General features: G+C 60.0%; 23 protein-coding genes and 1 tRNA gene. 10 read left to right on the top strand and 14 right to left on the bottom strand.

Annotated elements, in window-relative coordinates:
* Positions 1–182: 182 nt before the first annotated feature.
* The 7 genes from AABM52_RS06700 (at position 183) to AABM52_RS06670 (ending at position 6668) form a co-directional block, all read left to right on the top strand.
* The gene (locus tag AABM52_RS06700; protein ID WP_347911018.1) at positions 183–1676 is read left to right on the top strand and encodes a sensor domain-containing diguanylate cyclase; all 1494 of its coding nucleotides are present in this window, start codon (positions 183–185) and stop codon (positions 1674–1676) included.
* A complete protein-coding gene (locus AABM52_RS06695) occupies positions 1663–1881 on the top strand; it encodes a cysteine-rich CWC family protein (RefSeq protein WP_347911017.1) in 219 nt (72 codons plus the stop codon). The genes AABM52_RS06700 and AABM52_RS06695 overlap by 14 nt, the downstream gene beginning before the upstream one ends.
* Before the next feature lie 34 nt (positions 1882–1915).
* Positions 1916–2608, top strand: coding sequence for a pseudouridine synthase (locus tag AABM52_RS06690; protein ID WP_347911016.1), 693 nt, complete (start codon positions 1916–1918; stop codon positions 2606–2608).
* Between the two features lie 312 nt (positions 2609–2920).
* Positions 2921–3805 (top strand): alpha/beta hydrolase, encoded by an 885-nt coding sequence (locus tag AABM52_RS06685; RefSeq protein ID WP_347911015.1) that lies wholly within the window; start codon positions 2921–2923, stop codon positions 3803–3805.
* Between the two features lie 181 nt (positions 3806–3986).
* Positions 3987–4060, top strand: a tRNA-Gly gene (locus AABM52_RS06680).
* Positions 4061–4391: 331 nt separating this feature from the next.
* The gene (locus AABM52_RS06675) at positions 4392–5936 is read left to right on the top strand and encodes a Fic family protein (protein WP_347911014.1); all 1545 of its coding nucleotides are present in this window, start codon (positions 4392–4394) and stop codon (positions 5934–5936) included.
* 462 nt (positions 5937–6398) lie between these two features.
* Positions 6399–6668, top strand: a complete 270-nt coding sequence (locus AABM52_RS06670) for a short-chain dehydrogenase (protein ID WP_347911013.1) — start codon at positions 6399–6401, stop codon at positions 6666–6668.
* Positions 6669–7065: 397 nt separating this feature from the next.
* On the opposite strand, the gene tam is transcribed toward AABM52_RS06670, so the two are convergent.
* The 6 genes from tam to AABM52_RS06640 form a co-directional block, all read right to left on the bottom strand.
* On the bottom strand, positions 7066–7836 hold the full coding sequence (tam, locus tag AABM52_RS06665) for a trans-aconitate 2-methyltransferase (protein ID WP_347911012.1): 771 nt from the start codon (positions 7834–7836) through the stop codon (positions 7066–7068).
* Between the two features lie 192 nt (positions 7837–8028).
* The gene (locus AABM52_RS06660; RefSeq protein WP_347911011.1) at positions 8029–8532 is read right to left on the bottom strand and encodes a DUF4142 domain-containing protein; all 504 of its coding nucleotides are present in this window, start codon (positions 8530–8532) and stop codon (positions 8029–8031) included.
* Positions 8533–8604: 72 nt separating this feature from the next.
* Complete coding sequence (locus tag AABM52_RS06655; RefSeq protein WP_223446049.1) at positions 8605–8763, bottom strand: KGG domain-containing protein; 159 nt, start codon at positions 8761–8763, stop codon at positions 8605–8607.
* Between the two features lie 118 nt (positions 8764–8881).
* On the bottom strand, positions 8882–10228 hold the full coding sequence (locus tag AABM52_RS06650; protein ID WP_347911010.1) for a diguanylate cyclase: 1347 nt from the start codon (positions 10226–10228) through the stop codon (positions 8882–8884).
* A gap of 79 nt (positions 10229–10307) precedes the next feature.
* The gene (locus AABM52_RS06645) at positions 10308–10946 is read right to left on the bottom strand and encodes a LysE family translocator (RefSeq protein WP_347911009.1); all 639 of its coding nucleotides are present in this window, start codon (positions 10944–10946) and stop codon (positions 10308–10310) included.
* Between the two features lie 87 nt (positions 10947–11033).
* The gene (locus AABM52_RS06640; protein WP_347911008.1) at positions 11034–11942 is read right to left on the bottom strand and encodes a LysR family transcriptional regulator; all 909 of its coding nucleotides are present in this window, start codon (positions 11940–11942) and stop codon (positions 11034–11036) included.
* Between the two features lie 77 nt (positions 11943–12019).
* Between AABM52_RS06640 and AABM52_RS06635 the strand changes: the two genes are divergently transcribed.
* Positions 12020–12508, top strand: a complete 489-nt coding sequence (locus tag AABM52_RS06635) for a DMT family transporter (RefSeq protein WP_347911007.1) — start codon at positions 12020–12022, stop codon at positions 12506–12508.
* 78 nt (positions 12509–12586) lie between these two features.
* Here AABM52_RS06635 and AABM52_RS06630 read toward each other — a convergent pair whose 3' ends face one another.
* From AABM52_RS06630 to AABM52_RS06615, 4 genes are all read right to left on the bottom strand, one after another.
* A complete protein-coding gene (locus AABM52_RS06630; RefSeq protein ID WP_347911006.1) occupies positions 12587–13918 on the bottom strand; it encodes an MFS transporter in 1332 nt (443 codons plus the stop codon).
* A gap of 170 nt (positions 13919–14088) precedes the next feature.
* Positions 14089–15015, bottom strand: a complete 927-nt coding sequence (locus AABM52_RS06625) for a hydroxymethylglutaryl-CoA lyase (RefSeq protein ID WP_347911005.1) — start codon at positions 15013–15015, stop codon at positions 14089–14091.
* Positions 15012–16205, bottom strand: coding sequence for a CaiB/BaiF CoA-transferase family protein (locus AABM52_RS06620; RefSeq protein WP_347911004.1), 1194 nt, complete (start codon positions 16203–16205; stop codon positions 15012–15014). The genes AABM52_RS06625 and AABM52_RS06620 overlap by 4 nt, the downstream gene beginning before the upstream one ends.
* 158 nt (positions 16206–16363) lie before the next feature.
* Positions 16364–17272, bottom strand: a complete 909-nt coding sequence (locus AABM52_RS06615) for a LysR family transcriptional regulator (protein ID WP_347911003.1) — start codon at positions 17270–17272, stop codon at positions 16364–16366.
* A 132-nt stretch (positions 17273–17404) separates the two neighbouring features.
* Between AABM52_RS06615 and AABM52_RS06610 the strand changes: the two genes are divergently transcribed.
* Positions 17405–18424 carry a DUF4917 family protein gene (locus AABM52_RS06610; protein ID WP_347911002.1) on the top strand — a complete coding sequence of 340 codons (1020 nt, stop codon included), beginning with the start codon at positions 17405–17407 and terminating at the stop codon, positions 18422–18424.
* 113 nt (positions 18425–18537) lie between these two features.
* On the opposite strand, the gene AABM52_RS06605 is transcribed toward AABM52_RS06610, so the two are convergent.
* The 3 genes from AABM52_RS06605 to AABM52_RS06595 all read right to left on the bottom strand — a co-directional run bounded on the left by AABM52_RS06605 (position 18538) and on the right by AABM52_RS06595 (position 19904).
* Complete coding sequence (locus tag AABM52_RS06605) at positions 18538–18882, bottom strand: YegP family protein (RefSeq protein ID WP_347911001.1); 345 nt, start codon at positions 18880–18882, stop codon at positions 18538–18540.
* A gap of 120 nt (positions 18883–19002) precedes the next feature.
* Entirely contained in the window at positions 19003–19308 is a 306-nt protein-coding gene (locus AABM52_RS06600) for a ribbon-helix-helix domain-containing protein (protein WP_347910999.1), read from the bottom strand.
* A gap of 14 nt (positions 19309–19322) precedes the next feature.
* Positions 19323–19904, bottom strand: a complete 582-nt coding sequence (locus tag AABM52_RS06595; RefSeq protein ID WP_347910997.1) for a DJ-1/PfpI family protein — start codon at positions 19902–19904, stop codon at positions 19323–19325.
* A 205-nt stretch (positions 19905–20109) separates the two neighbouring features.
* Between AABM52_RS06595 and AABM52_RS06590 the strand changes: the two genes are divergently transcribed.
* Positions 20110–21024: a DMT family transporter gene (locus AABM52_RS06590; protein ID WP_347910996.1), complete on the top strand. Its 915-nt coding sequence runs from the start codon at positions 20110–20112 to the stop codon at positions 21022–21024.
* Here the strand turns inward: AABM52_RS06590 and AABM52_RS06585 are convergent.
* Positions 21014–22240, bottom strand: coding sequence for an SAM-dependent methyltransferase (locus tag AABM52_RS06585; protein WP_347910995.1), 1227 nt, complete (start codon positions 22238–22240; stop codon positions 21014–21016). The two genes, AABM52_RS06590 and AABM52_RS06585, sit on opposite strands and share 11 nt — an antisense overlap.
* Positions 22241–22297 lie beyond the last annotated feature (57 nt).

Here is a 22297-nt window from a genome sequence, read left to right as displayed (position 1 = left end):
AGCTTGCTCGCGATAGCGGTGTGACATTCAGCCTTGAAGTGGCAGACACGCCGCCATCGCGAGCTTGCTCGCTCCCACAAGGTCCAGGAAAAATTTACGACCATTCGCGGCACACATGAAGCAGTTATTTCCCCGCAGTGCCATTAGAATGCGACCATCGGATGACCGCCAATGGAACTGCCATGCCGCTACGCTCGCCGCTGTACTCTCAACGTTCGTTGGTGCTCACGCTGGTCGCGTTGCTGGGCGCAGGTTTCCTCGCCACTTCCTTCCTCAGTTACTACGCCTCCCGGGCCTCGATCCGCGACAACATCGTCAACACCGAACTGCCGCTGACGTCGGATACGGTCTACTCGGAAATCCAGAAAGACCTTGTCAGGCCGATCCTGATTTCCTCGATGATGGCCCGCGACACCTTCATGCGCGACTGGGTGGTCAATGGTGAAAAAGACTCCGACCAGATGACCCGTTACCTCAACGAGGTCATGACCCACTACGGCGCCTACACCGCGTTCTTCGTCTCCAACACCAGCCTGACCTACTACCACGCCAAGGGTGTGCTCAAGCAGGTCAAGGCCACCGAGCCCCGCGACGCCTGGTACTTTCGCGTGCGGGACATGAAGGATCCGTACGAGATCAATGTCGACCCGGACCTCGCCAACAAGGACAACCTGACCTTCTTCATCAACTACAAGGTTTACGACTACAACAGCCGATTCATCGGCGCGGCCGGGGTTGGCCTGACCGTCGACGCCGTGATCAAGCTGATCGACAAGTACCAGCAGCGCTATCAGCGCAGTGTGTTTTTCGTCGACAACTTCGGGCGCCTGGTGCTCACCGGCGCCGAAGGGGGTCCGCAGGGTGCGCACATTGGGCAAAAACTCAGTGAACTCGACAGCATGAAAGACCTGGTCAGCCAGCTACCAAAACCCCACAGCGGCAGCTATGAATACTCCGTGCAGGGCCAGGGGCATTTCCTCAACGTGCGGTTTATCCCGGAGCTGAACTGGTACCTGTTCGTCGACAAACGCGAAGACAGCGCCCTTGGTGAAATCCGCCAGTCGCTGTACCTCAACCTGCTGATCTGCCTGCTGGTGACCTTGATCGTGTTGGCCCTGCTCAACCGGGTGATCAAACGCTATCAGGACAAGATCCAGGCCCAGGCCATCCTCGACAGCTTGACCGAACTGCCCAACCGTCGCGGCTTCGACCTGCTGGCCGCACAGGCCATGCACGAAGCCCGGCGCGAGCCCAAGCCCCTGACCGCTTTGCTGCTGGACCTCGACCACTTCAAGGCGTTGAACGACACCTACGGCCACCTGGCCGGCGACCAGGTACTGATCGGTTTCGCCCGGGATCTGGAAAGTTGCCTGCGGCACTCCGACATCGTCTGCCGCTGGGGCGGTGAAGAGTTCATCGTGCTGCTCAAGGACACAGACGGCAGGACCGGTCTGATGATTGCCGAGAAAGTTCGTCAGCACGTGGAACAACAGCGCTATGCCTACAACGACAAGGCCTTGCAACTGACCGTAAGCATCGGCCTCACCACCCTGCAGCCTGATGACACCTTGCACAGCCTGCTGTCACGGGCGGATCATGCGATGTATCGGGCCAAGCAAAGTGGCCGTAACCGAACCTGCGTGGAAATGTCTCACTCCGTCCATGAACCAGCCTGACCTCTGCCCCGCCTGCGGCGCCCCCAACGACTGCACCCTGGCCGATCCGCGAACCGCGGACCGCGCCTGCTGGTGCTATGGCGTCAGCATCGACCCGGTCGTGCTTCAGGCGCTGCCGGCGGAACTGCGCAACGCCTCGTGCCTGTGCCCGCGCTGCGCCGAGGTCGAGGCGCAGTTGCAAGCAGCGTCCGGGTCGATCAAGTAAGATGCGCGCCCCTTTCCTTACCGATCTTTAAGTCATGCGTGTCGACCGTTTCCTCAGCAACCTGCCGTGCTTCAACCGTAAGCAGGTGCGCCTGTTGCTGGTGGAAAAACGCGTCAGGGTTGACGGAAAAGTCGTCAGCGACCCACACAGCGAAGTCCGCGAATTCAGCCGCGTCGAAGTCGACAACGAGGTGCTGCAAGTCGGTAAACCCCTGCGCCACTTCATGCTGCACAAGCCCGCCGGATGCGTCAGCGCCACACGGGATCCGCAACACCCGACCGTGCTCGACTTGATCCATGAACCGGACAAGGACGAACTGCACATCGCCGGACGCCTGGACTTCAACACCACCGGCCTGATGCTGATCACCAACGACGGCAGCTGGTCGCGGCGCCTGACCCAACCGCAGACCAAGCTGCCCAAGGTCTATTACGTCGAAACCGAGCAGGACATCGGCCCCGAATACGCGATCACCTTCAGCCAGGGGCTGTACTTCGCCTTCGAAGACCTCACCACGCAACCGGCCGGGCTAGAGCTGCTCGGGCCAAAATGCGCACGCCTGAGCATCGTCGAAGGCCGCTATCACCAGGTCAAGCGCATGTTCGGCCACTTCAACAACAAGGTGATGCGCCTGCACCGCGAACGCATGGGGCCGCTGGAGCTCGACGACGCGTTGAAACCGGGCGAATACCGCCCACTGAGCGCTGAAGAGATCGGATCGATCTAAGCCAGCGACCGCTCAGCAGAAGTTGTCGAACAATTTACCAACGGCACTTGCGCGATGACGTGACCCCTGCTTGAATCAGGACGTCGGCCGAAATGTGACCGACGAGTCACCCCATACTTCTAAGAAACTTTTTGCCGGTAGGAACCCTTGGGTTCCGGCCTCATCCGGCAGACTGCCCGCCAATAACAATACCCGTCGACCGGACTGCAATGGATCGACATGGGCCTCTCAAATTCCAGGCGTATGCCTACCTGTCACAAAGCTCGTGCAATCTCATTTGCGCGCATACCCGCTTGCCAGGAGTCTTATGACATGAGGCCAGAAATCGCTGTGCTGGATATACAGGGTCAGTATCGGGTTTACACGGAGTTCTATCGCGCAGACGCCGCAGAGAAGACCATTATCTTGGTCAACGGCTCGATGGCCACGACTGCGTCGTTTGCACAAACCGTGAAAAACCTCCATCCGCAGTTCAACGTCGTCTGCTACGACCAGCCCTACGCGGGCCGGTCAAAAGCCCACAACCTGCATGAAAAAATGCTCACCAAGGAAATCGAAGGGCAGATCCTGCTGGAGCTGATCGACCACTTCGCCGCCGAACACGTGCTGTCGTTTTCCTGGGGCGGTGCGGCGACCATGATGGCGTTATCGCAACGGCCACGGCGCATCGAAAAAGCCGTGATCAGCTCGTTCTCCCCGGTGGTCAATGCGCACATGCTCGACTACCTCGAGCGCGGCGTCGAACACCTCGGCAACCTGGACCGCGACCGGGTCGGGCACCTGGTGAACGACACCATCGGCAAACACCTGCCGTCGTTGTTCAAGCGCTTCAACTATCGCCACGTCAGCTCCCTGGCCGAACATGAGTACGGGCAGATGCACTTCCACATCAGCGACGTGCTGCACAGCGATCGCCAGTGCTACCTGCACGCGGCGAAGAAAATCGACGTGCCGGTGCTGTTCCTCAACGGCGAATGGGACGAATACACCGCCGCTGACGACGCCCGGCTGTTCGCCGGCCACGTGCAACACAGCACGTTCAGCACCCTTCAGGCCACCGGCCACTTTCTCGACATGGAGCACAAAGCCGCCTGCCGAGACAGCCGCAACGCACTGATGGGCTTCCTGAAACCAGCGCAACTCGAAAGCCGACCGCGTTACCACAACGTCCAGGAACACCATGCATTGGCAAGCTGAAGTAGCGTCATCGCGAGCAAGCCCCGCCCTGCTGCGTTAAACGTATTCTGCAGGCGCGAGGCTTGCCCGCGATCGACCGTCATGCGCTCCGGGCTTTTTTGTCACATCTGCGTTAAACCCGCTCCACGTAAAGAAAAACTTCAAATCCGCGGCCGTATCTGGTACAAAGTCACCGCTCTGAGCGGGTGTCGTATAATGGCATTACTCCAGCTTCCCAAGCTGATAACGAGGGTTCGATTCCCTTCACCCGCTCCAATCGAATTTTGATCTCACGTCAGGGTGTTTTTGACGGGGGATGTAGAGACAGAAAAAACCGGCCCAAGTGGCCGGTTTTTTTGTGGGCGTAATTTGATGGCGTCGGATTTGTGGATAGCTTGGTCGGTCACTTTCCGGTTATCGGAGAGTACATTCTTTCTTTCGCGGCTGTGGCGACTACTCTGAAAGCTATTAGCGTTTTTCTCCAAAAGTACGAATTCAGTATCAAATTTCATCCAGCATTAGTATTTTTCCACCCACGAAATTATCGTTTCGCCATAATATGGAAGTTCTGTTAGCGTTTTTCCTGTCCCCGTAAAGGATTTCGTCAATGCAAGTCGGTTTCCAGACCCTCGCGAATCGCTACAACATCGCATTGGCACAGCCTCTGCGCGTACAGTCGATGATCGGCACCGTACGTGTCAGCCGTGAAAGTGCAGGAAAGGTGGAGAACAGGTATCCGCCACGCTACCGCCCTGCAGACGATTTCGCAGGGCATTTCGAGTTCGGTCTCAAATACGAAGAGATTCATCTCGAGTTCTTTGCTCGCCTGTTTGCGGCCATAGGCCCGCAGCCTGTTGAAGACTGGTGTCGACGGGAGCCTTTTGGCCAGTATGCCCGTCGCACAGGATTCCTCTACGAATGGCTGACAGGGGAACGTCTGGAGGTGCCTGATGTGACCAATGGCGCCTATGTTGATGTACTTTCACCACAAAATTACCTGACTCGTCGTGAGTCGTTGCGAACGCGGCGCTGGCGAATCAATAACAATCTGCCGGGGACACCCGACTTCTGCCCCTTGGTTCGTCGTACCGAGCCAGTGCGGGAGGCCTTGCAATTCGATCTGCGTGCGGCATTGGATGAGTTGGATCAAGCCTTTGGTTCCGACATCCTGATGCGAACGGCCAGTTGGCTGACGTTCAAGGAATCGCGCGCGAGCTTTCTCATCGAAAAGGAAGCCGACCAGGCCGATCGCATCCAGCGGTTTGCGCATGTCATTGCCCAGCACTGCGGCCATATAGATGCCCCATTGAGCAACGACACCCTTCGATCCCTGCAAGCCGGCATTCTGGGCCACGATGCCATCGGACTAGGCTTGCGACGCTCCCCTGTCTTCGTGGGACAAGCCACAATGCGCGAAGACATCGTGCATTACATTGCCCCGCACTTTGAAGAACTTACCCCGCTACTGGAAGGCCTCAACGAGTTCGAGGTCGCAACGCGTGGTGCCGAGTCAGTGGCACGCGCCGCGGTGCTTGCATTCGGATTCGTGTACATCCATCCCATGCGTGACGGCAACGGTCGGATCCATCGCTTTCTAATCAATGACACCTTGATCCGGGATAAGGCAGTGCCCGACGGAGTGATTCTGCCCGTGTCAGCCACGATCACCAGCTCTATCGATTTCAGGGCCGGCTACGATCGTACGCTTGAAGTATTCTCACGACCGTTCATGCGCCGTTACGCGGCAGCCTATCGGTTTGGCGAACTCGTGACCTACGAGGACGGAACGCTTAGCAATTTCAACTTCGATGAATACGTAGACGCAAGCTTTGCCTGGCGGTACCCGGACCTGACCGAGCACGTTCTCTACACCGCACGCGTTGTCGAACATACGATTCGTACGGAGATGGCAGATGAGGCCAGAGTACTGGTGATCTTTCAGCGAGCGCAGGAACAACTCAAAGAAGTGATCGAAATGCCGGATCAGGATGCCAATCACATCATCCGCTCGATCAAGGAAAACGGTTGGAAGGTCTCCGGCAAGCTGAAAAAAGGGTACCCAATACTTGAAGATGAGCGCATGGCGCAACGTGTTGTGGATGCAGTGCGTTCGGCGTTTGAAGATCGATTGATGGGGGCCGGTGAAGAGTGATCTCCGGTAGAACTGGATAGCGTACATCTGCAACTCAGGAGAAAACCGGTCCGGGTGACCGGATTTTTTGTGCGCGGGATCTGGTGATGCGCCTGCCAACGCTAGCGTTAATGCCCTACTTTTAAGGGCCCAGCAGGGATCATCGCAAGAAAAAGCAACGTCCTACACGACACTGGGAAATGTCCGTAGACTTGCGCATTGCTGTGCCTTTGTCATGAGACCTATAGTCCGACCGCGCCCAAATGGCGTATCGGGTTTGGCGACTTGATGGCAAAGCATAGGAACCTCCGAGCAATCTCGGAGCGTTTCTGAGCGCACTTGGCTACCTGTTTATGGTCGCTGTGCGTGGGAGACCTTTGGGTCTGCCGGTTTGCCTTGTCCCGGTTCGCCAACCTGCGTACAGCTACCACCCTTTGTTTGGCGACGCTGAGTGGTAGTTCACCTCAATTCAAGGAATCACTCATGAACGAATACATGGCTTTAACCAGCAACGCCGACGACCTCCCCTCCCTCTACGTCAACACCACCCAACCCCTGCACTCCCTGCTCAGCACCGCCAGCTACAGAATTCGCGCCGTGACGCAGCTTCTTGAAAACCTCGCGATGCGCGGCGACCTGACCTCTGACTCGGTTGTACTCAGTGACTTCGCATTACTGTGCTGCGTGCCATTGCGAGACGGTTGCGATGTGCTGGATGTAATCGCTCGACGCATGGACGCAGCACCGTCCTGACGTCACATCGGCCAAACGCGGCCAGCTAAGAGATAGCGTGGTCGATAGTGGCGAGGGAGCAAGCTCCCTCGCCACAGGTTGCAATTACACGTCGCCACCCAGACGCTCATATCTTTTGCGTATAGATCACCGCAAGCGAGTAAAGAAACCGTCGAGCTGCGTTGAGCCCGGCAATTGATCCCTTATGCTCCCGGCTCACCCTTCGCCCCGAGATCAACATGCACAACTCAGAGTTGGGACTCATGATCATTTCAATGATCGGGTTGTTCGGCTTTACCTCGTTTGCCTTTGAATACCTGAGTGCCCGGCGCTCGAGAAAGAACAAGCCGCAGTGATGTTTTTTGGTGCTCAAGAAAAAGGACAGATGACGCCCAAGATCATCTGTCCCTTTTTCGCATCAGCGGGTCGCGACGATAAACAGTCGCGGGAATGGCAACAGCACCGAACCATCGGCCAGGGCCGGATACGCCCGTTCGATAGCAGTCTGATATTGCTTCAGATACTGCGCCCGTTCCGCCTCGTCCAGCGGATCGAGAAACGGCCGCAAGCCACTGCCCTTGAACCACTCCACCACACCAGACGCACCGCCCGCGAGCGGATGATGGTAAGTGGTGCGCCACACATCGACGCGGGTGCAACAGGCTTTGAGTATCGAATAGTAGCCACTGGCATCGGCCATTTCGGTCCTCTGCCCGGCGGCGCCCGCCAGTTTGCCGACCCATGGGCCATCAGCGGCGACTTCACGCATCAAGCGGTGCGAGTGTTCATTCAGGTTGTCAGGCATCTGGACGGCCAGGCTGCCACCCGCCGATAGTTTGCTCACCAATGAAGGCAACAACGTCGCGTGATCAGGCAGCCACTGCAACACCGCGTTAGCAAAAATCACGTCGAACGGGCCACTGTCATTCCAGGTGTCGATGTCGGCAACATCGAACTGCACCTGCGGCAAGCGCTTGCGAGCGGCTTCGATCATGTCGCTGGAACTGTCCAGCCCACGCACCGTGGCATCGGCAAAACGCTCCACCAGCAACTCGGTGGAGTTGCCGGGCCCACAACCGATATCGATGGCCGAGCGCACATCCCCGGCGGGGACGGCCGCCAGCAGGTCACGGGCGGGACGGGTGCGTTCATCTTCAAAAGCGACGTACTGTTTGGCGGACCAACTCATTGCGTTCTCCTGTCGGTACGTTGTCCTCGGGACGCTACGATACCGCGGCGAGCACCGCTAAAGGTTTCAGAGGATCACCTTTTCGGTCACGTCGAATTTTCATTCACACCCCCAAGCCGCACCTGGATCAGTGCTGAACAGAAAAACGGCGCGTGACTGAAGCCCCGCGCCGTTTGTGTTCAAACCTTGCACTCAACTTTTGGCCTGCAACGCCTTGGCCATTTGCAGATGATTTTGCAATTTAGGCAGGGTTTCTTCGGCGAATGCCTTGATTTGCGGCACGTCGGTGGTTTGCGCCTCCTGCTGCAACTGATCGATGGCTTCCTGGGTGGTCTTCACCTGACTGGCGGTATAGGCCTCGTCGTAGGTCGCCCCGTCCATGACTTGTGGCATCAGGGCCTTGGCCTTTTCGACAATTTCTTCCCGGGGGGCGACCGGTATATCCAGTTGTCTGGCGATTTTCGCCAGGTGCTGGTTCGCCGTGGTGCGGTCGTTGATGACGATAATGGTGTAGTCCTTGACCTCTTTGGACTCGGCCTTCTGGTGCGCCAGGCGACTCGTTTCAATATCGGCGATCGCTTTTGCCGAGGCCTCGTCGATGAATTCGGCAGTCGACTGGGCAAAGACGCCGCTGGCAAACAGGCCCAGTAACGTGGCAAGACTGGTATTACATAATCGGGTGGCCATCCGGTTCATGGTCGCGCCCTCCTCTTTAAATTCAAACGGGAGCTTTCGCCCCCGCCTCTCAATCAAAACCACCGGCATCCTTTAGCGGGATTTCTGACCGCCTTTGCGACCCATGTCGGGTTTCGTCGGGTCTTTATCGACGGTCGTGGTAGTGGTTTTCCCACCCTTGCGACCGGCTTCAGAAGCCTTCGTTCGATCGTTGGTAAAGTTCCCCGAGTTCGAGTTTCTTGAATTGGGCATGATTCTCTTCCTCTTGGTGGTAGTCGCGGCGAGCTGTGGCCCGCATAGAATCTGAATTTGCGCGTCCCAAAAGGTTTAGAAAATTACGTGGATAACACGACGAACGGTGCCCGGGTTTTCAGACCAGTCGCAGGTGATGCTCGCGTTTTGCGCAGTACATCGCCTCGTCGGCATGCCGGAGCAATTGCTTCTCTTCGGTGCCGTGATCGGGGTATCGGGCGACGCCGATACTTGGCTGGATGCTCAGGCTGTGCCCGTCCAGCCGCAGGGGCTGGGCCAGTACCTGACGGACTTTCTCGACCACGATGTCAGTATCGTCCGCCGCGTGAATGCTGTGCAGCAACACCACGAATTCATCGCCGCCGATGCGGGCCACGGTGTCGGTTTCCCGCACACAGCCCTTGAGCCGGTTGGCCACCGCTTGCAGCAGCATGTCGCCGACCGCGTGGCCATGGGTGTCGTTGACTTGCTTGAAGCGGTCGAGGTCGACGTACAACAGCGCCATGCGCCCGCCGTCCTCCCGGGCCGCTCGCATCGATACCTTGAGCCGGTCGCGCAGCAGCTCGCGGTTGGGTAACTGGGTCAGTTGGTCGTACTGGGCCATGTGTTGCAGGCGGGCGTGCAATTGCTTGCGCTCGATGGCGGTCGCCACCTGGGCGCAGACGTATTGCAGCAGCTCCTTGTCTTGCTCGGTGTAGCGCTCGCCGCCCGGAATGCTTTTGACGATCAACGCACCGATGGTGCCGTTTTGCGAGTTCAGCGGCACACCCAGCCAACAGGGTGCGTTCTGCTCGGTTTGCAGCATTTCGAAGCCGGCGGGAGGTGAGCACTGGTCCGGGGTCAACAGGATCGGCTGCCCCGTGCGGATAACCTCGGCGCACAGGCGCCCGGTCATGGTTCCGGGCTGTTCGGGCTGTGGCTCGTGGTCATCGACGTGATAAGGGAAATTCAGCTGTGCGCAGTGCTCGTCGTACAGCGCCACGGAAAAATTCAGTGCCGGCAGCCATTCGCCGATGATCATGTGGATGCGCTTGAACAACGCCAGCAGATCCTCTGCCGCATGGGCCGCTTCGGAAATCGCATACAGCGCCGCCTGCCGGGATTCGGCCTGCTTGCGTTCGGTGATGTCGCGAGCCACCGCGATGCGTAACTGATCGTCCTCGGACCAGCGTGCCGACCAGAGGATATGCACCACGCTGCCATCCTTGCGCAGGTAGCGGTTTTCGAAGTTGAGCTTGGGCTCGCCGCCCATGATTTCCCGGGCGGCGTCGAGGGTGCGCTGGCGATCGCCCGGGTGCACCATGTCGATCATCGCCTCGCCGATCATCTCATCGGCGCTGTAGCCGAAAATGCGCTCGCACGCCGCGCTGACAAAGACGAAGCGGCCCTGTTTATCCACCGCACAGACGGCGTCCAGCAACAGATCGATATAGCTCGCCAGCGGCGCGGAATTCCGGTTTTCCATGGTTCAGGGTGGGTGTCCCGATAATGCAGCGCTCATCAATCATCCATGCCCTGTCAGTCTTGCATCCTTGTGATTACATTCATGCCTTGTTCGGCATCAGCCCCGGCAACGCATGTACCAGCGCGTTGATGGCGAAACCGATGAACATCACCCCGCACAACCGGGTGATTGCCAGTTCATGACGCTGGTACAAGCTGCGCACCCGCCGCGCACCGACAACGCCAATGAGAATAGCGTAGGCGAGCAACCCGCCAACGAAACTCAGGGCGATCAGCGCCGGCAGCATTGACCAGTTGAGCAGTTCCGCGCGGCTCGACAACAGTGCCGTGAACGTCGCCACCGCCACCGGATAGGCCTTGGGATTGGTCAAGCCAAACAGAATACCGTGCCAGAACGGCTGCCGCGCCGGGCCCTGGGGCGCATCAGCGCTGCTGCGTCGGGCGCGCACCGCACGCCAGCCGAGCCAGAACAGGTACAGGCCGCTGAGCACTCCGAGCACGTCGAACGCGGTACTGCCGATCTCCCGCGCACCGACAATCGCGATCAGCGCCGTGCTGCACCACACCACATCACCGAGCAAATGCCCGCACAGAAACCCCGCCCCGGCCCGTCGCCCATGGGCCGCGCCAATGCCGAACACCGCCAGCACACCCGGCCCCGGGGTGATGCCGTAGATAAAGCCCGAGGCAAGCACGGCCATTAGCAACGATGGGGTCATGGGAAGTCCTTATGAACGGCATGGTGAATGGCCACCAGTCTATATCAGGTCTTCAGCTGTCGACTGCCTGATCTCGACAGAAATTCTTCACCGGTGGGTCCCCTGCACGATCCGTTCATTCAACCAGTTCAACGCCTGATCCCCGCCCCGACGCTTGTGCCAGACCAGTACAAAGGTGAACGACGGAATCTGAAAGGGTGGCGGCACGACGACCAATGTCGACTCATGGATATCGCGCAGACCTCGAGAAGCGACGGTGAGGATCAGGTCGGTGCCGCTGATGAACTGCGGGGCGGCGCTCCAGTGCGGCAGGCTGATGGCGACACGCCGGCGTTCGCGCAGGGCGGTCAACGCGCGCTCGATCTCCGGGGTGCCGCTGCCGCGCATTTCCAACAGGACGTGCGGGCGTGCCAGATAGGTGGGCAGGTCGAGGACACCATCGGCGGACAAGCTGTTGCGGTCAACCAGGCAGGCGTAGCGCTCTTCGAACAGAGGGCTGCTGCGCAATTCATTGGGCATTTCCGGGAACACACCGGCGGCGACATCAATGTCACCGTTGAGCACCCCTTCGAGCATGCTTTCGCGGCTGCCATGGCTGATTTGCAGGTCGATGCCCGGCGCTTCGCGGCGCAAGGTGCGGATCAGTCCCGGCAAGACAATGGCGGCGCCGTAGTCGGACATCGCCAGGCGGAAGGTCCGCCGGGTGGTCGCGGGATCGAAGGTGTTCGGCGCCAGCAGCGCTTGCACCTGGGCCAGTGCTTCGGCCAACGGTGCCACCAGTTCCAGCGCTCGCGGAGTCGGTACAAGGCCGGCACCGGCGCGCACCAGCAGCGGATCGCCGAGCAGGTCACGCAACCGCGCCAGCGCATGGCTGACCGCTGGCTGGCTCAAGTGCAGACGCTCGGCCGCCCGGGTCACGTGTTGCTCGCTGAGCAAGGCGTCGAGGATTACCAGCAAGTTGAGGTCGATGCGTCGTAGATCATTCATTCGCTGCATGTTCTGGATAACAAAACGGAATTTAAATCTGCGCGACGAATACCCTAGAGTCCAGCAAAACCTGTTGGAGATCGATCATGAGTACGTTGCATTGGGCCGGTCTGATGGGGCTGGCGATGATCGCCGGGGCGGTGGTGCCGTTTCAGAGCGCGATCAACGTCAACCTCGGGCGCGGGTTGGGCAATCCGTTGTGGGCGACGCTCGCCTCGTTGCTGGTGAGCGTTATCGTGCTGTTGCCGATCATCGTTGCGATGCGCTTGCCATTGCCGTCACTGGCCTTCATCAGCAAGGCGCCGCTCTGGATGTGGGCCGGTGGCGCTTTTGGGGTGATCTTTATTTCCCTGGCATTGGTGCTGCTGCCCAAGCTGGGTGCCGCGGGGTTCATGGCATTGGCGCTGGCGGGGCAAGTGGTGGCGTCGTTGTTGCTGGATCACTATGGCTGGTTTGGGTTGGTGGAGCGTCAGGTCACCTTGCCCAAGGTATTTGGGGCGGTGCTGTTGATGGCCGGGGTGGTGTTGATTCAGTTCAGTGACGCGGCGCAAAAAGCGATGACAGCGACTTCTTGAAGATCAAAAGATCACAGCCTCCGGAAGCTCCTACCGGGATGCGTGGTCCGAGCAGGCGCTGCCGAAGGCTGCGATCTTTTAAAACTTGTCGAGTGTGCGCAGCTTCTGCGGCAGTCCCCACATCAACAGCGCCACCGCGATCAATGCACACACACCAATGACATACAGCGCCGGTGTGGTGCTGCCGGTCAGGTCCTTGATCCGGCCGACCATCACCGGGCTGACGATGCCGCCGAACTGGCCCAGGGTGTTGATCACCGCGATCCCGCCGGCAGCGCCTGCACCGGCACCGGCCAGCAGTTTCGGCGGCAGGGTCCAGAAGCTCGGGATGGAGGCGATGATCCCGGCACCGAGCAGGCCCAGCGCAACAATCAGGAAGGTGGTGTGGTTGGCGAAGATCCCCGCGCAAAAGAACCCGACCGCGCCAACTGCCACCAGACCGGCGACAAACTTGCGTCGCTCACCGGAAGCATCGGACAGGCGTCCGATCACCACCATGCTGATGGCACCGCAGATATAAGGGATGGCTGTCAGCAAGCCGATCATCACCGGACTTTCAGTGCCAGCGCTGCGGATCAGTTGCGGCGCCCAGAAGTTCAGGCCGTAGGACGCCACCTGAATCAGGAAATAGATCAGGCCCAAGGTCAGAAAACCCGGAATCTTGAGTGCGGCGAGCAGCGAACCACCGCTCTTGTGCGGCTCATGCTGGGCGATGCGGCTGGCCAGCAGGGTCTTCTCCGAAGGCGTCAGCCAATGGGCGTCTTCGATGCGGTCCTTGAGCAGTGTCAGCACCAGCAATCCGAGGCCGATGCACGGCACGCCACCGAGCAGGAACAGCCAGTGCCAGCCACGCATTTGCAGCACACCGTCGAGGTGTTGCAACACCAGGCCGGAGAACGGCGCGCCCACCAGGCCGGCGAATGCCGACGACAGGAACAGCATCGAGGTGATGCGCCCGCGATAGTGCTGCGGGAACCACAGGGTCAGGTAATACAGCACGCCCGGGGCAAAACCCGCCTCCATCGCGCCGATTACGAAGCGCAGCACGTAGAACTGCCATTCGCTGTTGACGAACACCATGGCCGCCGTGGCCAGGCCCCAGGACATCATGATCCGGGCGATCCAGCGCCGGGCGCCGACCTTGTACAGCATCATGTTGCTCGGCACTTCGAAAATCACATAGCCAACCACGAACAACCCGGCACCGAGGCCGTAAGCGGTGTCGCTCAGGCTCAGGTCGGTCTGCAGCTGAAACTTGGCGAAGCTGATGTTGATGCGGTCGAAAAAGGCGAACAGGTAGCAGACCATGATCAGCGGCATCAGGCGCCAGGCGACTTTGCTGACCAGGGCTTTTTCTTCGTCGTGGCTAACGGCCGGGCTCGCGCCGGCCTCCAGTGCATTAAGGCTCATTGCGTTTCTCCAGGCGGACTTCCCGTGGGTGTCCGATTGTTTTTGTTGTCTGGTTGAGGTGCTTTTTACTGTAGGAGCGAGCCTGCTCGCGATGACTGAGTCACATCCAACATTGATGTCGACTGCCTCACCGCTATCGCGAGCAGGCTCGCTCCTACAGGGGATTGGTGTCAGGTGGGGATCGGGTGCAGGTCGCAATTGCGCCCGGCCTTGGCCAGTTGTCCGGGCACTTCATGACCCAGCAGCGCCGGTAGTCCTCGGGACAGTTTCAGCAGCAGCGGCAAATCGATACCGGTATGAATGCCGACTTCATCGCACAGGTTCACCAGATCCTCGGTGCAGATGTTTCCCGATGCCCCCGGCGCAAACGGGCAGCCGCCGAGGCCGCCGAGGGCCGCGTCGAAGCGCCGGGCACCGGCCTCGTAAGCGGCCAGCACATTGCACAGTCCAAGGCCGCGGGTGTTGTGAAAGTGTAGGGTCAGGTCCGCCGAGGACACACGCTGCAGCACCTGGCGCACCAGCCGGTCGACCTGACGCGGATTAGCCATGCCGGTGGTGTCGGCCAGGGTGATGCCCCGGATGCCGAGTTCCTGATAGGCCTCGACGATTTGCAGTACGCGATCCTCATCGATCTTGCCTTCGAACGGGCAGCCGAATGTGGTGGCGATGCTGGCGTTGAGCCGCACGGGACTGTCGCCGACGTACTGCACAATTTCGCCGAACGCGGCCAATGATTCTTCGCAACTCATGCGCATGTTCGCCCGGTTGTGGGTCTGGCTGGCGGACATCACCAGGTTCAGCTCATCGGCACGGCACGCCAGCGCCCGTTGCGCGCCTTTGAGGTTGGGGATCAACGCGACGTAGATCACCCCCGGTTGCCGGGCGATGCCCTTGAACACCAGTTCGCCATCTCGCAGTGCCGGAATGGCCTTGGGCGACACGAACGAACCGGCCTCGATACGGCTGAACCCGGCCTGCGACAGTTGATCGATCAGGGCTATCTTGTCGTCGGTTTCAACCCAGCTCGGCTCGATTTGCAAACCGTCGCGCGGGGACACTTCCTGCACGATCAGGCTGTCGGAATAATCGCTGATCATTGCACCACTCCTTCGACTTTCAGGCGTTCGATGTCCATCGCGGTCAGGCCCAATTGCGCGAGGATGCCGTCGGTGTGCTGGCCCAACCCGGGGCCGGACCAGTTCACGCCTCCGGGTGTCTCGGAGAGTTTCGGCACGATGCCCGGCATCTTCACCGTGGCGCCACCGGGCAGCTCGGCATTGAGCAGCATGTCCCGCGCCTGATAGTGCGGATCGGCGACGATGTCGGCCACCGAGTAGATGCGGCCGGCCGGGACTTCGGCGGTTTCCAGGGCGGCCAGTACCTCGTCGATGGGCAAACTGCTGGTCCAGTGGGTAATGGCGGCGTCGAGCAGATTGCTCTTGGCTGCACGCCCGTCGTTGTGGGCGAATTCCGCCGCCTCGGCCAGATCGGGGCGGCCGATGGTTTGCATCAGGCGCTTGTAGATCGGATCGCTGTTGCCGGCAATCACCACGTAGGCACCGTCGGCCGTCAAGTAGGTGTTGGAGGGCGCGATGCCCGGCAAGGCACCGCCGCTGCGTTCGCGCACATGGCCCAGCATGTCGTATTCCGGCACCAGGCTTTCCATGACGTTGAATACGCTTTCGGCCAGGGACACATCAACGATTTGCCCGCCGCCCTGCCCGGTCTTGACCCTTAGCAGCGACATCAGCGCGCCGATCACCGCGTGCAGCGACGCCAGGGAATCGCCAAGGCTGACACCGACCCGTGCCGGTGGCGAACCAGGGGTGCCGGTGGTGTAGCGAATCCCGCCCATGGCTTCGCCTATGGCACCGAAACCTGGACGATCACGGTACGGACCGGTCTGGCCGTAACCGGAAATCCGCACCAGCGTCAGGTTGGGATTGAGCGCGTGCAACACGTCCCAACCGAGGCCGAGTTTTTCCAGGGCGCCGGGGCGCAGGTTCTCGATCAGCACATCGGCGCTGGTCGCCAGTTGCTTGACCAGTTCGATGCCTTCGGGAGATTTGAGGTTCAGCGCCAGGGACTTCTTGTTGCGCGATTGCAGGTACCACCACAGCGAGGTGCCTTCGTGCAGCTTGCGCCATTTGCGCAGGGGATCGCCCTGCCCCATGGCTTCGATCTTGATCACTTCGGCGCCGAACTCGGCCAGCATGCGCGCCGCAAACGGCGCGGCAATCAGCGTGCCGATCTCGATCACTTTGATCGCACTCAAGGGGGCAGTCATCGCGGGGTACCTCTTGTTCTTGGAATGTTCGCCAAGGCTAGAGGACAGGGGGCTCGGGAATCCAACCTTCAGTTGGCAACGAGCGTTCGCGAAATGCGAACGCTCTGGAAGATTGTCGTGGCCTCGCGAAGAGGCCCCGCCCATTCAGCCGAGAACTATCAGGCTGGACCCCGCAAATGCTCAAACAACATCCGGCTCACCGGCGACAGTAACGCCTCATCGCGCACCACCAAAATCAACGCCCGATCGGACCATTCGTCCGTCAACGGCACCGCGTGCAATCCCAGTGCCCGGCCAAACAATTCAAAGGCGCGCTGCGGAAGGATGCCGATGCCCATGTTGGCCTGGACCATCCGGCACATCGCATCAAACCCCGGCACATGAATACGAACCCGCAACACCTTGCCGGCCTCGCGCGCCGCCGCGTGGGTGCGCATGTTGATCGAACTGGCGGCATGCAAGCCAACGTAATCGCTGTCCAGCGTGTCGGCGAACGCCACACTCGACCGACTCGCCAATGGATGGTGCGGTGGCATCAACACCACCAGTTTGTCCTGGCGATACAGCACGCTGTGCAGCCCCTTGATGTCACTGTCGATGGAGCAGATCCCGAGGTCGGCCACCCCGTCGAGCACGCCCTGAATCACCCCGCCGCTGGGGCGCTCTTCGAGGTCGGTCTTGACCTGTGGGTGACGCTCGGAAAAATCCCGCAGGTCCTCGGGCAAAAACTGAATGATCGCCGACAGGTTGGCAAGCATCCGCACATAGCCGCGCACACCGTGGCTGTGCTCCCCCAGTTCAAGCCCCATTTTCTCGACGTTGAACAACATCTGCCGGGCGTGGTGCAGCAGGGTTTCACCGGCCGGCGTCAGGGACATGCCCTTGGCCTGACGCACGAACAGGCTGATGCCCAGCGCCTCCTCCAGCTCCATCAAGCGCTTGCTCGCCGCCGAGACGGCAATTGCTTCGCGCGAGGCGGCACGGGTCAGCGTGCCTTCTTCATGCACGGCGACGAACAGTTGCAGAGTGATCAGGTCGAGACGGCGGATCAGGCTTTTTTGCAGCATCGGGTACTCGGCGAAGTCGGCTCAGGCGAAACCGCAGCATAGCGTTGTTCACCCCAGTCGTACCGTGGTCCGGGCACCCGGTCGTGATAAAGTCGCCGCCCACAGACCTTTTGCCGTGAGACGAAGACCGCAATGACCGATTTCCAGGATGTCGATGCTCAACTTGAAGACTGGAACGCCTTGCGCAACACCGCTTCGTTCAGTGGTTTGCTGGTAGGCAACGGGGCCAGTCGCGCGGTGTGGGACGATTTCGGCTACGAGTCACTGTTCGAAAACGCCCGCACCGTTGAAGAAAAACCCCTGAGCCAATCCGAGCTGAGCGTGTTCGATGCGATGCAGACCCGCAGTTTCGAGCAGGTGCTGAGCGCCCTGAAAACCACCAGCCGGGTCAACAAGGCCCTGGCTGTCAGCTCCGCCGCCCCGCGCAATCGCTACTACGCGATCAAGGAAGCGCTGATCAATACCGTGCATGCGGTGCATATCCCGTGGCGGCTGGTGGTGCCTTCGACGCTGGTTACCATCAATCAGGAACTGGCCAGCTATCGCACGGTGTTCACCACCAACTACGACTTGCTCAACTACTGGGCGGTGCAACACCAGCCTGAGGCAATCAGCGATCTGTTCCAGGGCGCCGAACCCGGTTTCGACCTGAGCGACACGGACACCGATAAAACCCGTTTGCTGTACCTGCACGGCGGTCTGCATCTGGTGCGCAACCAGGACGGTACGGCGCGCAAGCTGATGTCGACCGAGGGCACGTTGCTGGGCAGTTTCGCCATCAACAACACGATCAAGACCCTCGACGACGTGCCGCTGTTCGTCAACGAAGGGCCGAGTGCGGACAAGCTCAAGACCATCCGCAGTTCGGACTACCTGTCGTTCTGCTACGAGCAACTACTCGGTCACGGCCAGGCGCTGTGCATCTTCGGCCATGCGCTGGGGGAGCAGGACAGCCACATCATCCATGCCTTGCGCCAGGCAAAACCGCAGGTGCTGGCGATCTCGATTTACCCGCGCAGCAAGGCGTTCATCCAGCACCAGAAACGGCATTACGCGAAAGTGTTCGAGGGGACGGGGGTTGAGTTGCGGTTTTTTGATTCCAAGAGCCATGCACTGGGTGGCACGAAGCTGGCGGTTCCGGTCGAGGTTTAGCGGCGACTGATCTGACGCCTTCGCGAGCAGGCTCGCTCCCACATTGGAGTGCATTACCCTTGTGGGAGCGAGCCTGCTCCCACAGGGATTTGTGCTGGATTTGAAAGCTGTACTCAAAGCACCGGCAAAGTCTTGTCCTTGACCACTTTGCTCGTGCCATTAGCCTTCACGCTGGCAATGCCTTTCTCCATGGCGGCATCAGAGGAATAGGCTTCGCTGCTGCCGATGATCTCGTGGTTGCCCGCCTTGAGGTTGAAATACGGGTGGCCATCCTTGGTGGTTTTCTTCTCGTAGCGCTCGTCCAGCGGGCTGTTCGCCTGGACCGAGGCGATGCCTTTGTCGGCGGCGGCGTGGGTGGTGTACAGCTCGCTGGTCAGAATGGTCTCGGCGTTGGCCGCCTTGAGGACAAACCTGAACTGGCCATTGCTGCTTTTGCTCACTTCATACCATCCGGACATGCTCTTTCTCCTTGGCGATTGAGAGGTTGCGCGCTTCACAGTAAAGACCAAGCCGGGATTTCTGTCGCCTGCACCATCGCCATCGCGAGCAAGCTCGCGATGGCGTCAACACGATCTTCCTTACTTCACCACTGCCCGCACCACCGACAACTCCGGCGTCGAATTCCGCCGCTGGCTCAGATACCGCGTACAACTCACCCGCAGGAACGAAGCGAAATTGACCACCTCGCCGCGATAGTCCATCACCTCTTCATACAGTTTGGCGATCAACTGATTGGTGGTCATGCCGTCGACTTCGGCAATTTCGCTGAGGATGTCCCAGAACTGATTCTCCAGCCGCAGGGTGGTGACCACCCCGCAGATGCGCAGCGAGCGGGAGCGCGATTCATAGAGTATCGGGTCGGCTTTGACGTACAGCTCGCACATGGACGTGTCCCTCGTTACAGCGTGATTTTGGTACCCAGCAACCCCAGGAAACCGGCCAGCCAGTTCGGGTGCGCAGGCCAGGCCGGAGCCGTGGCCAGATTGCCCTGGACATGGCCGTCCGTCACCGGAATATCGATATACGTACCGCCCGCCAGTCGCACTTCCGGAGCGCAGGCCGGATAAGCGCTGCATTCGCGACCTTCGAGAACCCCCGCGGCCGCCAGCAACTGCGCGCCATGGCACACGGCAGCGATTGGCTTGCCGGCCTGGTCGAATGCGCGCACCAGCTCCAGGACTTTTTCGTTCAGGCGCAGGTACTCCGGCGCACGGCCGCCCGGAATCAGCACGGCGTCATAATCGGCGGCGTTGACCTTGGCGAAATCGAAGTTCAGGGCAAACAGGTGACCGGGCTTTTCACTGTAGGTCTGGTCGCCTTCAAAGTCATGGATCGCCGTGCGCACGGTCTGGCCGGCAGCCTTGTCCGGGCAAACGGCGTGCACCGTGTGGCCAACCATCAGCAACGCCTGGAACGGCACCATCACTTCATAGTCTTCGACGTAATCGCCGACCAGCATCAGAATTTTTTTCGCAGCCATGGGGAGGACTCCTCTGGAAGTGGGCTTGCAGGAGTATTCAAGGTAGTCCTTATCCGGTGGGCTGGGTAACAACCGGCTACTACCTTGTGGCGAGGGTTTGTTTGCAACTGTACGGATAACTCTACACCTAGCTGTAACAGCGACTTACACCGGGTTTATGGCTAGATAACAACATCATCCACCTACTACGATTCTGGTTGCCATCATGTCCTCGCGCGAAAACACCGGCATGGCCCTGGGCCTGCTCGGCGTTGTGATCTTCAGCCTCACCCTGCCCTTCACGCGGATCGTCGTGCAGGAACTGCACCCGCTGCTCAACGGCCTGGGCCGGGCACTGTTTGCGGCGGTTCCGGCGGCCTTGCTGTTGCTGTGGCACCGGGAAAAATGGCCGACCTGGAAACAGATCAAAGGCCTGACGCTGGTGATGGCCGGGGTGATCCTCGGTTTCCCGGTGTTGTCGGCCTGGGCCATGCAAACCTTGCCGGCGTCCCACGGGGCGCTGGTCAACGGCTTGCAGCCGCTGTGCGTGGCGCTGTATGCCGCATGGTTGTCCCATGAGCGGCCTTCGAAAGCCTTCTGGGCCTGCGCCGCATTGGGCAGTGCGTTGGTGCTCGGCTATGCACTGATCAGCGGTGCCGGCAGCATTCAGGCCGGTGACTTGCTGATGCTTGGCGCCATTGCAGTGGGCGGATTGGGCTACGCCGAGGGAGGCCGACTGGCCAGGGAAATGGGCGGCTGGCAGGTGATCTGCTGGGCGCTGGTGCTGTCGACGCCGCTGCTGATCGGCCCGGTGGTGTATCTGGCGCTGCAGTATCAGGGCGAAATCTCCGCCAAGACCTGGTGGGCCTTCGGCTACGTCTCGCTGTTTTCGCAGTTCATCGGCTTCTTCGCCTGGTACGCCGGGCTGGCCATGGGCGGCATTGCCCGGGTCAGTCAGATCCAGTTGCTGCAGATCTTCTTCACCATCGCCTTCTCGGCGCTGTTCTTCGGTGAACATGTGGAGCCGATTACCTGGCTGTTCGCGGGCGGGGTGATCGTGACGGTGATGCTGGGACGCAAGACAGCAGTGCGCCCGGCACAACCGGGCACCTTACCGACAGGGGTTCAGCTCAAGCCTTAGCGCCGAGGAAACCGTCAGCGCGCAACAGTGTTTCCAGGCAATGCTCGCTGATGTGATAGAAATCCTTCAGCTCCTGAATCTTCGCCAGCAACCGGGCCGGGTCCACCGGCTCGGCGCGCTTGACCGCCAGGATCATCTTGTTCTTGTTGGTGTGGTCCAGCGAGATGAACTCGAACACCTTGGTCTCGTAGCCGCAGGCCTCAAGGAACAACGCGCGCAAACTGTCGGTGACCATCTCGGCCTGCTGGCCCAGGTGCAAGCCGTATTGCAGCATCGGCTTGAGCAGCGCCGGGCTCTGGATTTGCAGGCGGATCTGTTTGTGGCAGCACGGCGAGCACATGATGATCGAAGCGCCGGAACGGATGCCGGTGTGGATCGCATAGTCGGTGGCGATATCGCAGGCATGCAGGGCGATCATCACGTCCAGCTCGCTCGGCGCCACGCTACGCACGTCACCGCACTTGAACACCAGGCCGGGGTGTTCAAGCCTGGCGGCGGCGGCGTTGCACAGGGTGACCATGTCTTCGCGCAGCTCGACACCGGTTACCTCGCCTTCGGCCTTCAAGGTGTTGCGCAGGTAATCGTGGATGGCGAAGGTCAGGTAGCCCTTGCCCGAACCGAAGTCCGCCACCCGCACCGGCTTGTCCAGCGCCAGGGGTGACGACGTCAGCGCATGGCTGAACACTTCGATGAACTTGTTGATCTGCTTCCACTTGCGCGACATCGCCGGGATCAGCTCATGCTGCTTGTTGGTCACACCCAGGTCGGCGAGAAAAGGCCGGTTCAGGTCAAGAAAACGGTTTTTCTCACGGTTGTGCTCGGCTGATGGCACTTCGCGCAATTGCTGAGGTTGACTCTTGAACAGCGATGACTTGCCCTTTTTGCTGTATTCGAGCTGGGCTTCGTCGGTCAGCGACAACAAATGCGCATTTTTGAACGACGCCGGCAGCAGCCCGGTAATGCTCTCCACACCTTCGACCAGCGGCAGGTTCTTGGTGATATCGCGGGTCTTGTAGCGGTAGACAAAAGACAGGCATGGCTGCGCCTTGACCGTCACCGGTTTAATGATGATCCGCTGCAGGTCCGTTTCATCGCCCACGTACTTGGCCAGCACCAGTTTGATGAACGCGTTGTGCTCGATGCTGGATTGCAGCAGGTCGATGAACTGGGCGTGATGATCCGGCGCGAGGCTGGCGGGAGTGGCGGTGACGGACATGGAAAAACGGCCTCGGCAATACGAATCGGGGAATGCCGGGTATTTTAGGGGGGACGA

Source organism: Pseudomonas grandcourensis (genome assembly GCF_039909015.1).
Taxonomy (GTDB): domain Bacteria; phylum Pseudomonadota; class Gammaproteobacteria; order Pseudomonadales; family Pseudomonadaceae; genus Aquipseudomonas; species Aquipseudomonas grandcourensis.
The sequence above is the reverse complement of the archived record's forward strand: the minus strand, read 5'-3'. Positions and strand labels throughout refer to the sequence as shown.

Bases quoted from the DNA above. Each gene is read 5' to 3' on its own strand.
- AABM52_RS06645 (WP_347911009.1), bottom strand. From the start codon at position 10,946: ATGACCCCATCGTTGCTAATGGCCGTGCTTGCCTCGGGCTTTATCTAC.
- AABM52_RS06635 (WP_347911007.1), top strand. From the start codon at position 12,020: ATGAGTACGTTGCATTGGGCCGGTCTGATGGGGCTGGCGATGATCGCC.
- AABM52_RS06640 (WP_347911008.1), bottom strand. From the start codon at position 11,942: ATGCAGCGAATGAATGATCTACGACGCATCGACCTCAACTTGCTGGTA.
- AABM52_RS06610 (WP_347911002.1), top strand. From the start codon at position 17,405: ATGACCGATTTCCAGGATGTCGATGCTCAACTTGAAGACTGGAACGCC.
- tam (WP_347911012.1), bottom strand. From the start codon at position 7,836: ATGAGTTGGTCCGCCAAACAGTACGTCGCTTTTGAAGATGAACGCACC.
- AABM52_RS06700 (WP_347911018.1), top strand. From the start codon at position 183: ATGCCGCTACGCTCGCCGCTGTACTCTCAACGTTCGTTGGTGCTCACG.
- AABM52_RS06595 (WP_347910997.1), bottom strand. From the start codon at position 19,904: ATGGCTGCGAAAAAAATTCTGATGCTGGTCGGCGATTACGTCGAAGAC.
- AABM52_RS06650 (WP_347911010.1), bottom strand. From the start codon at position 10,228: ATGGAAAACCGGAATTCCGCGCCGCTGGCGAGCTATATCGATCTGTTG.
- AABM52_RS06695 (WP_347911017.1), top strand. From the start codon at position 1,663: ATGAACCAGCCTGACCTCTGCCCCGCCTGCGGCGCCCCCAACGACTGC.
- AABM52_RS06620 (WP_347911004.1), bottom strand. From the start codon at position 16,205: ATGACTGCCCCCTTGAGTGCGATCAAAGTGATCGAGATCGGCACGCTG.
- AABM52_RS06625 (WP_347911005.1), bottom strand. From the start codon at position 15,015: ATGATCAGCGATTATTCCGACAGCCTGATCGTGCAGGAAGTGTCCCCG.
- AABM52_RS06585 (WP_347910995.1), bottom strand. From the start codon at position 22,240: ATGTCCGTCACCGCCACTCCCGCCAGCCTCGCGCCGGATCATCACGCC.
- AABM52_RS06605 (WP_347911001.1), bottom strand. From the start codon at position 18,882: ATGTCCGGATGGTATGAAGTGAGCAAAAGCAGCAATGGCCAGTTCAGG.
- AABM52_RS06685 (WP_347911015.1), top strand. From the start codon at position 2,921: ATGAGGCCAGAAATCGCTGTGCTGGATATACAGGGTCAGTATCGGGTT.
- AABM52_RS06670 (WP_347911013.1), top strand. From the start codon at position 6,399: ATGAACGAATACATGGCTTTAACCAGCAACGCCGACGACCTCCCCTCC.
- AABM52_RS06655 (WP_223446049.1), bottom strand. From the start codon at position 8,763: ATGCCCAATTCAAGAAACTCGAACTCGGGGAACTTTACCAACGATCGA.
- AABM52_RS06660 (WP_347911011.1), bottom strand. From the start codon at position 8,532: ATGAACCGGATGGCCACCCGATTATGTAATACCAGTCTTGCCACGTTA.
- AABM52_RS06590 (WP_347910996.1), top strand. From the start codon at position 20,110: ATGTCCTCGCGCGAAAACACCGGCATGGCCCTGGGCCTGCTCGGCGTT.
- AABM52_RS06690 (WP_347911016.1), top strand. From the start codon at position 1,916: ATGCGTGTCGACCGTTTCCTCAGCAACCTGCCGTGCTTCAACCGTAAG.
- AABM52_RS06615 (WP_347911003.1), bottom strand. From the start codon at position 17,272: ATGCTGCAAAAAAGCCTGATCCGCCGTCTCGACCTGATCACTCTGCAA.
- AABM52_RS06630 (WP_347911006.1), bottom strand. From the start codon at position 13,918: ATGAGCCTTAATGCACTGGAGGCCGGCGCGAGCCCGGCCGTTAGCCAC.
- AABM52_RS06675 (WP_347911014.1), top strand. From the start codon at position 4,392: ATGCAAGTCGGTTTCCAGACCCTCGCGAATCGCTACAACATCGCATTG.
- AABM52_RS06600 (WP_347910999.1), bottom strand. From the start codon at position 19,308: ATGTGCGAGCTGTACGTCAAAGCCGACCCGATACTCTATGAATCGCGC.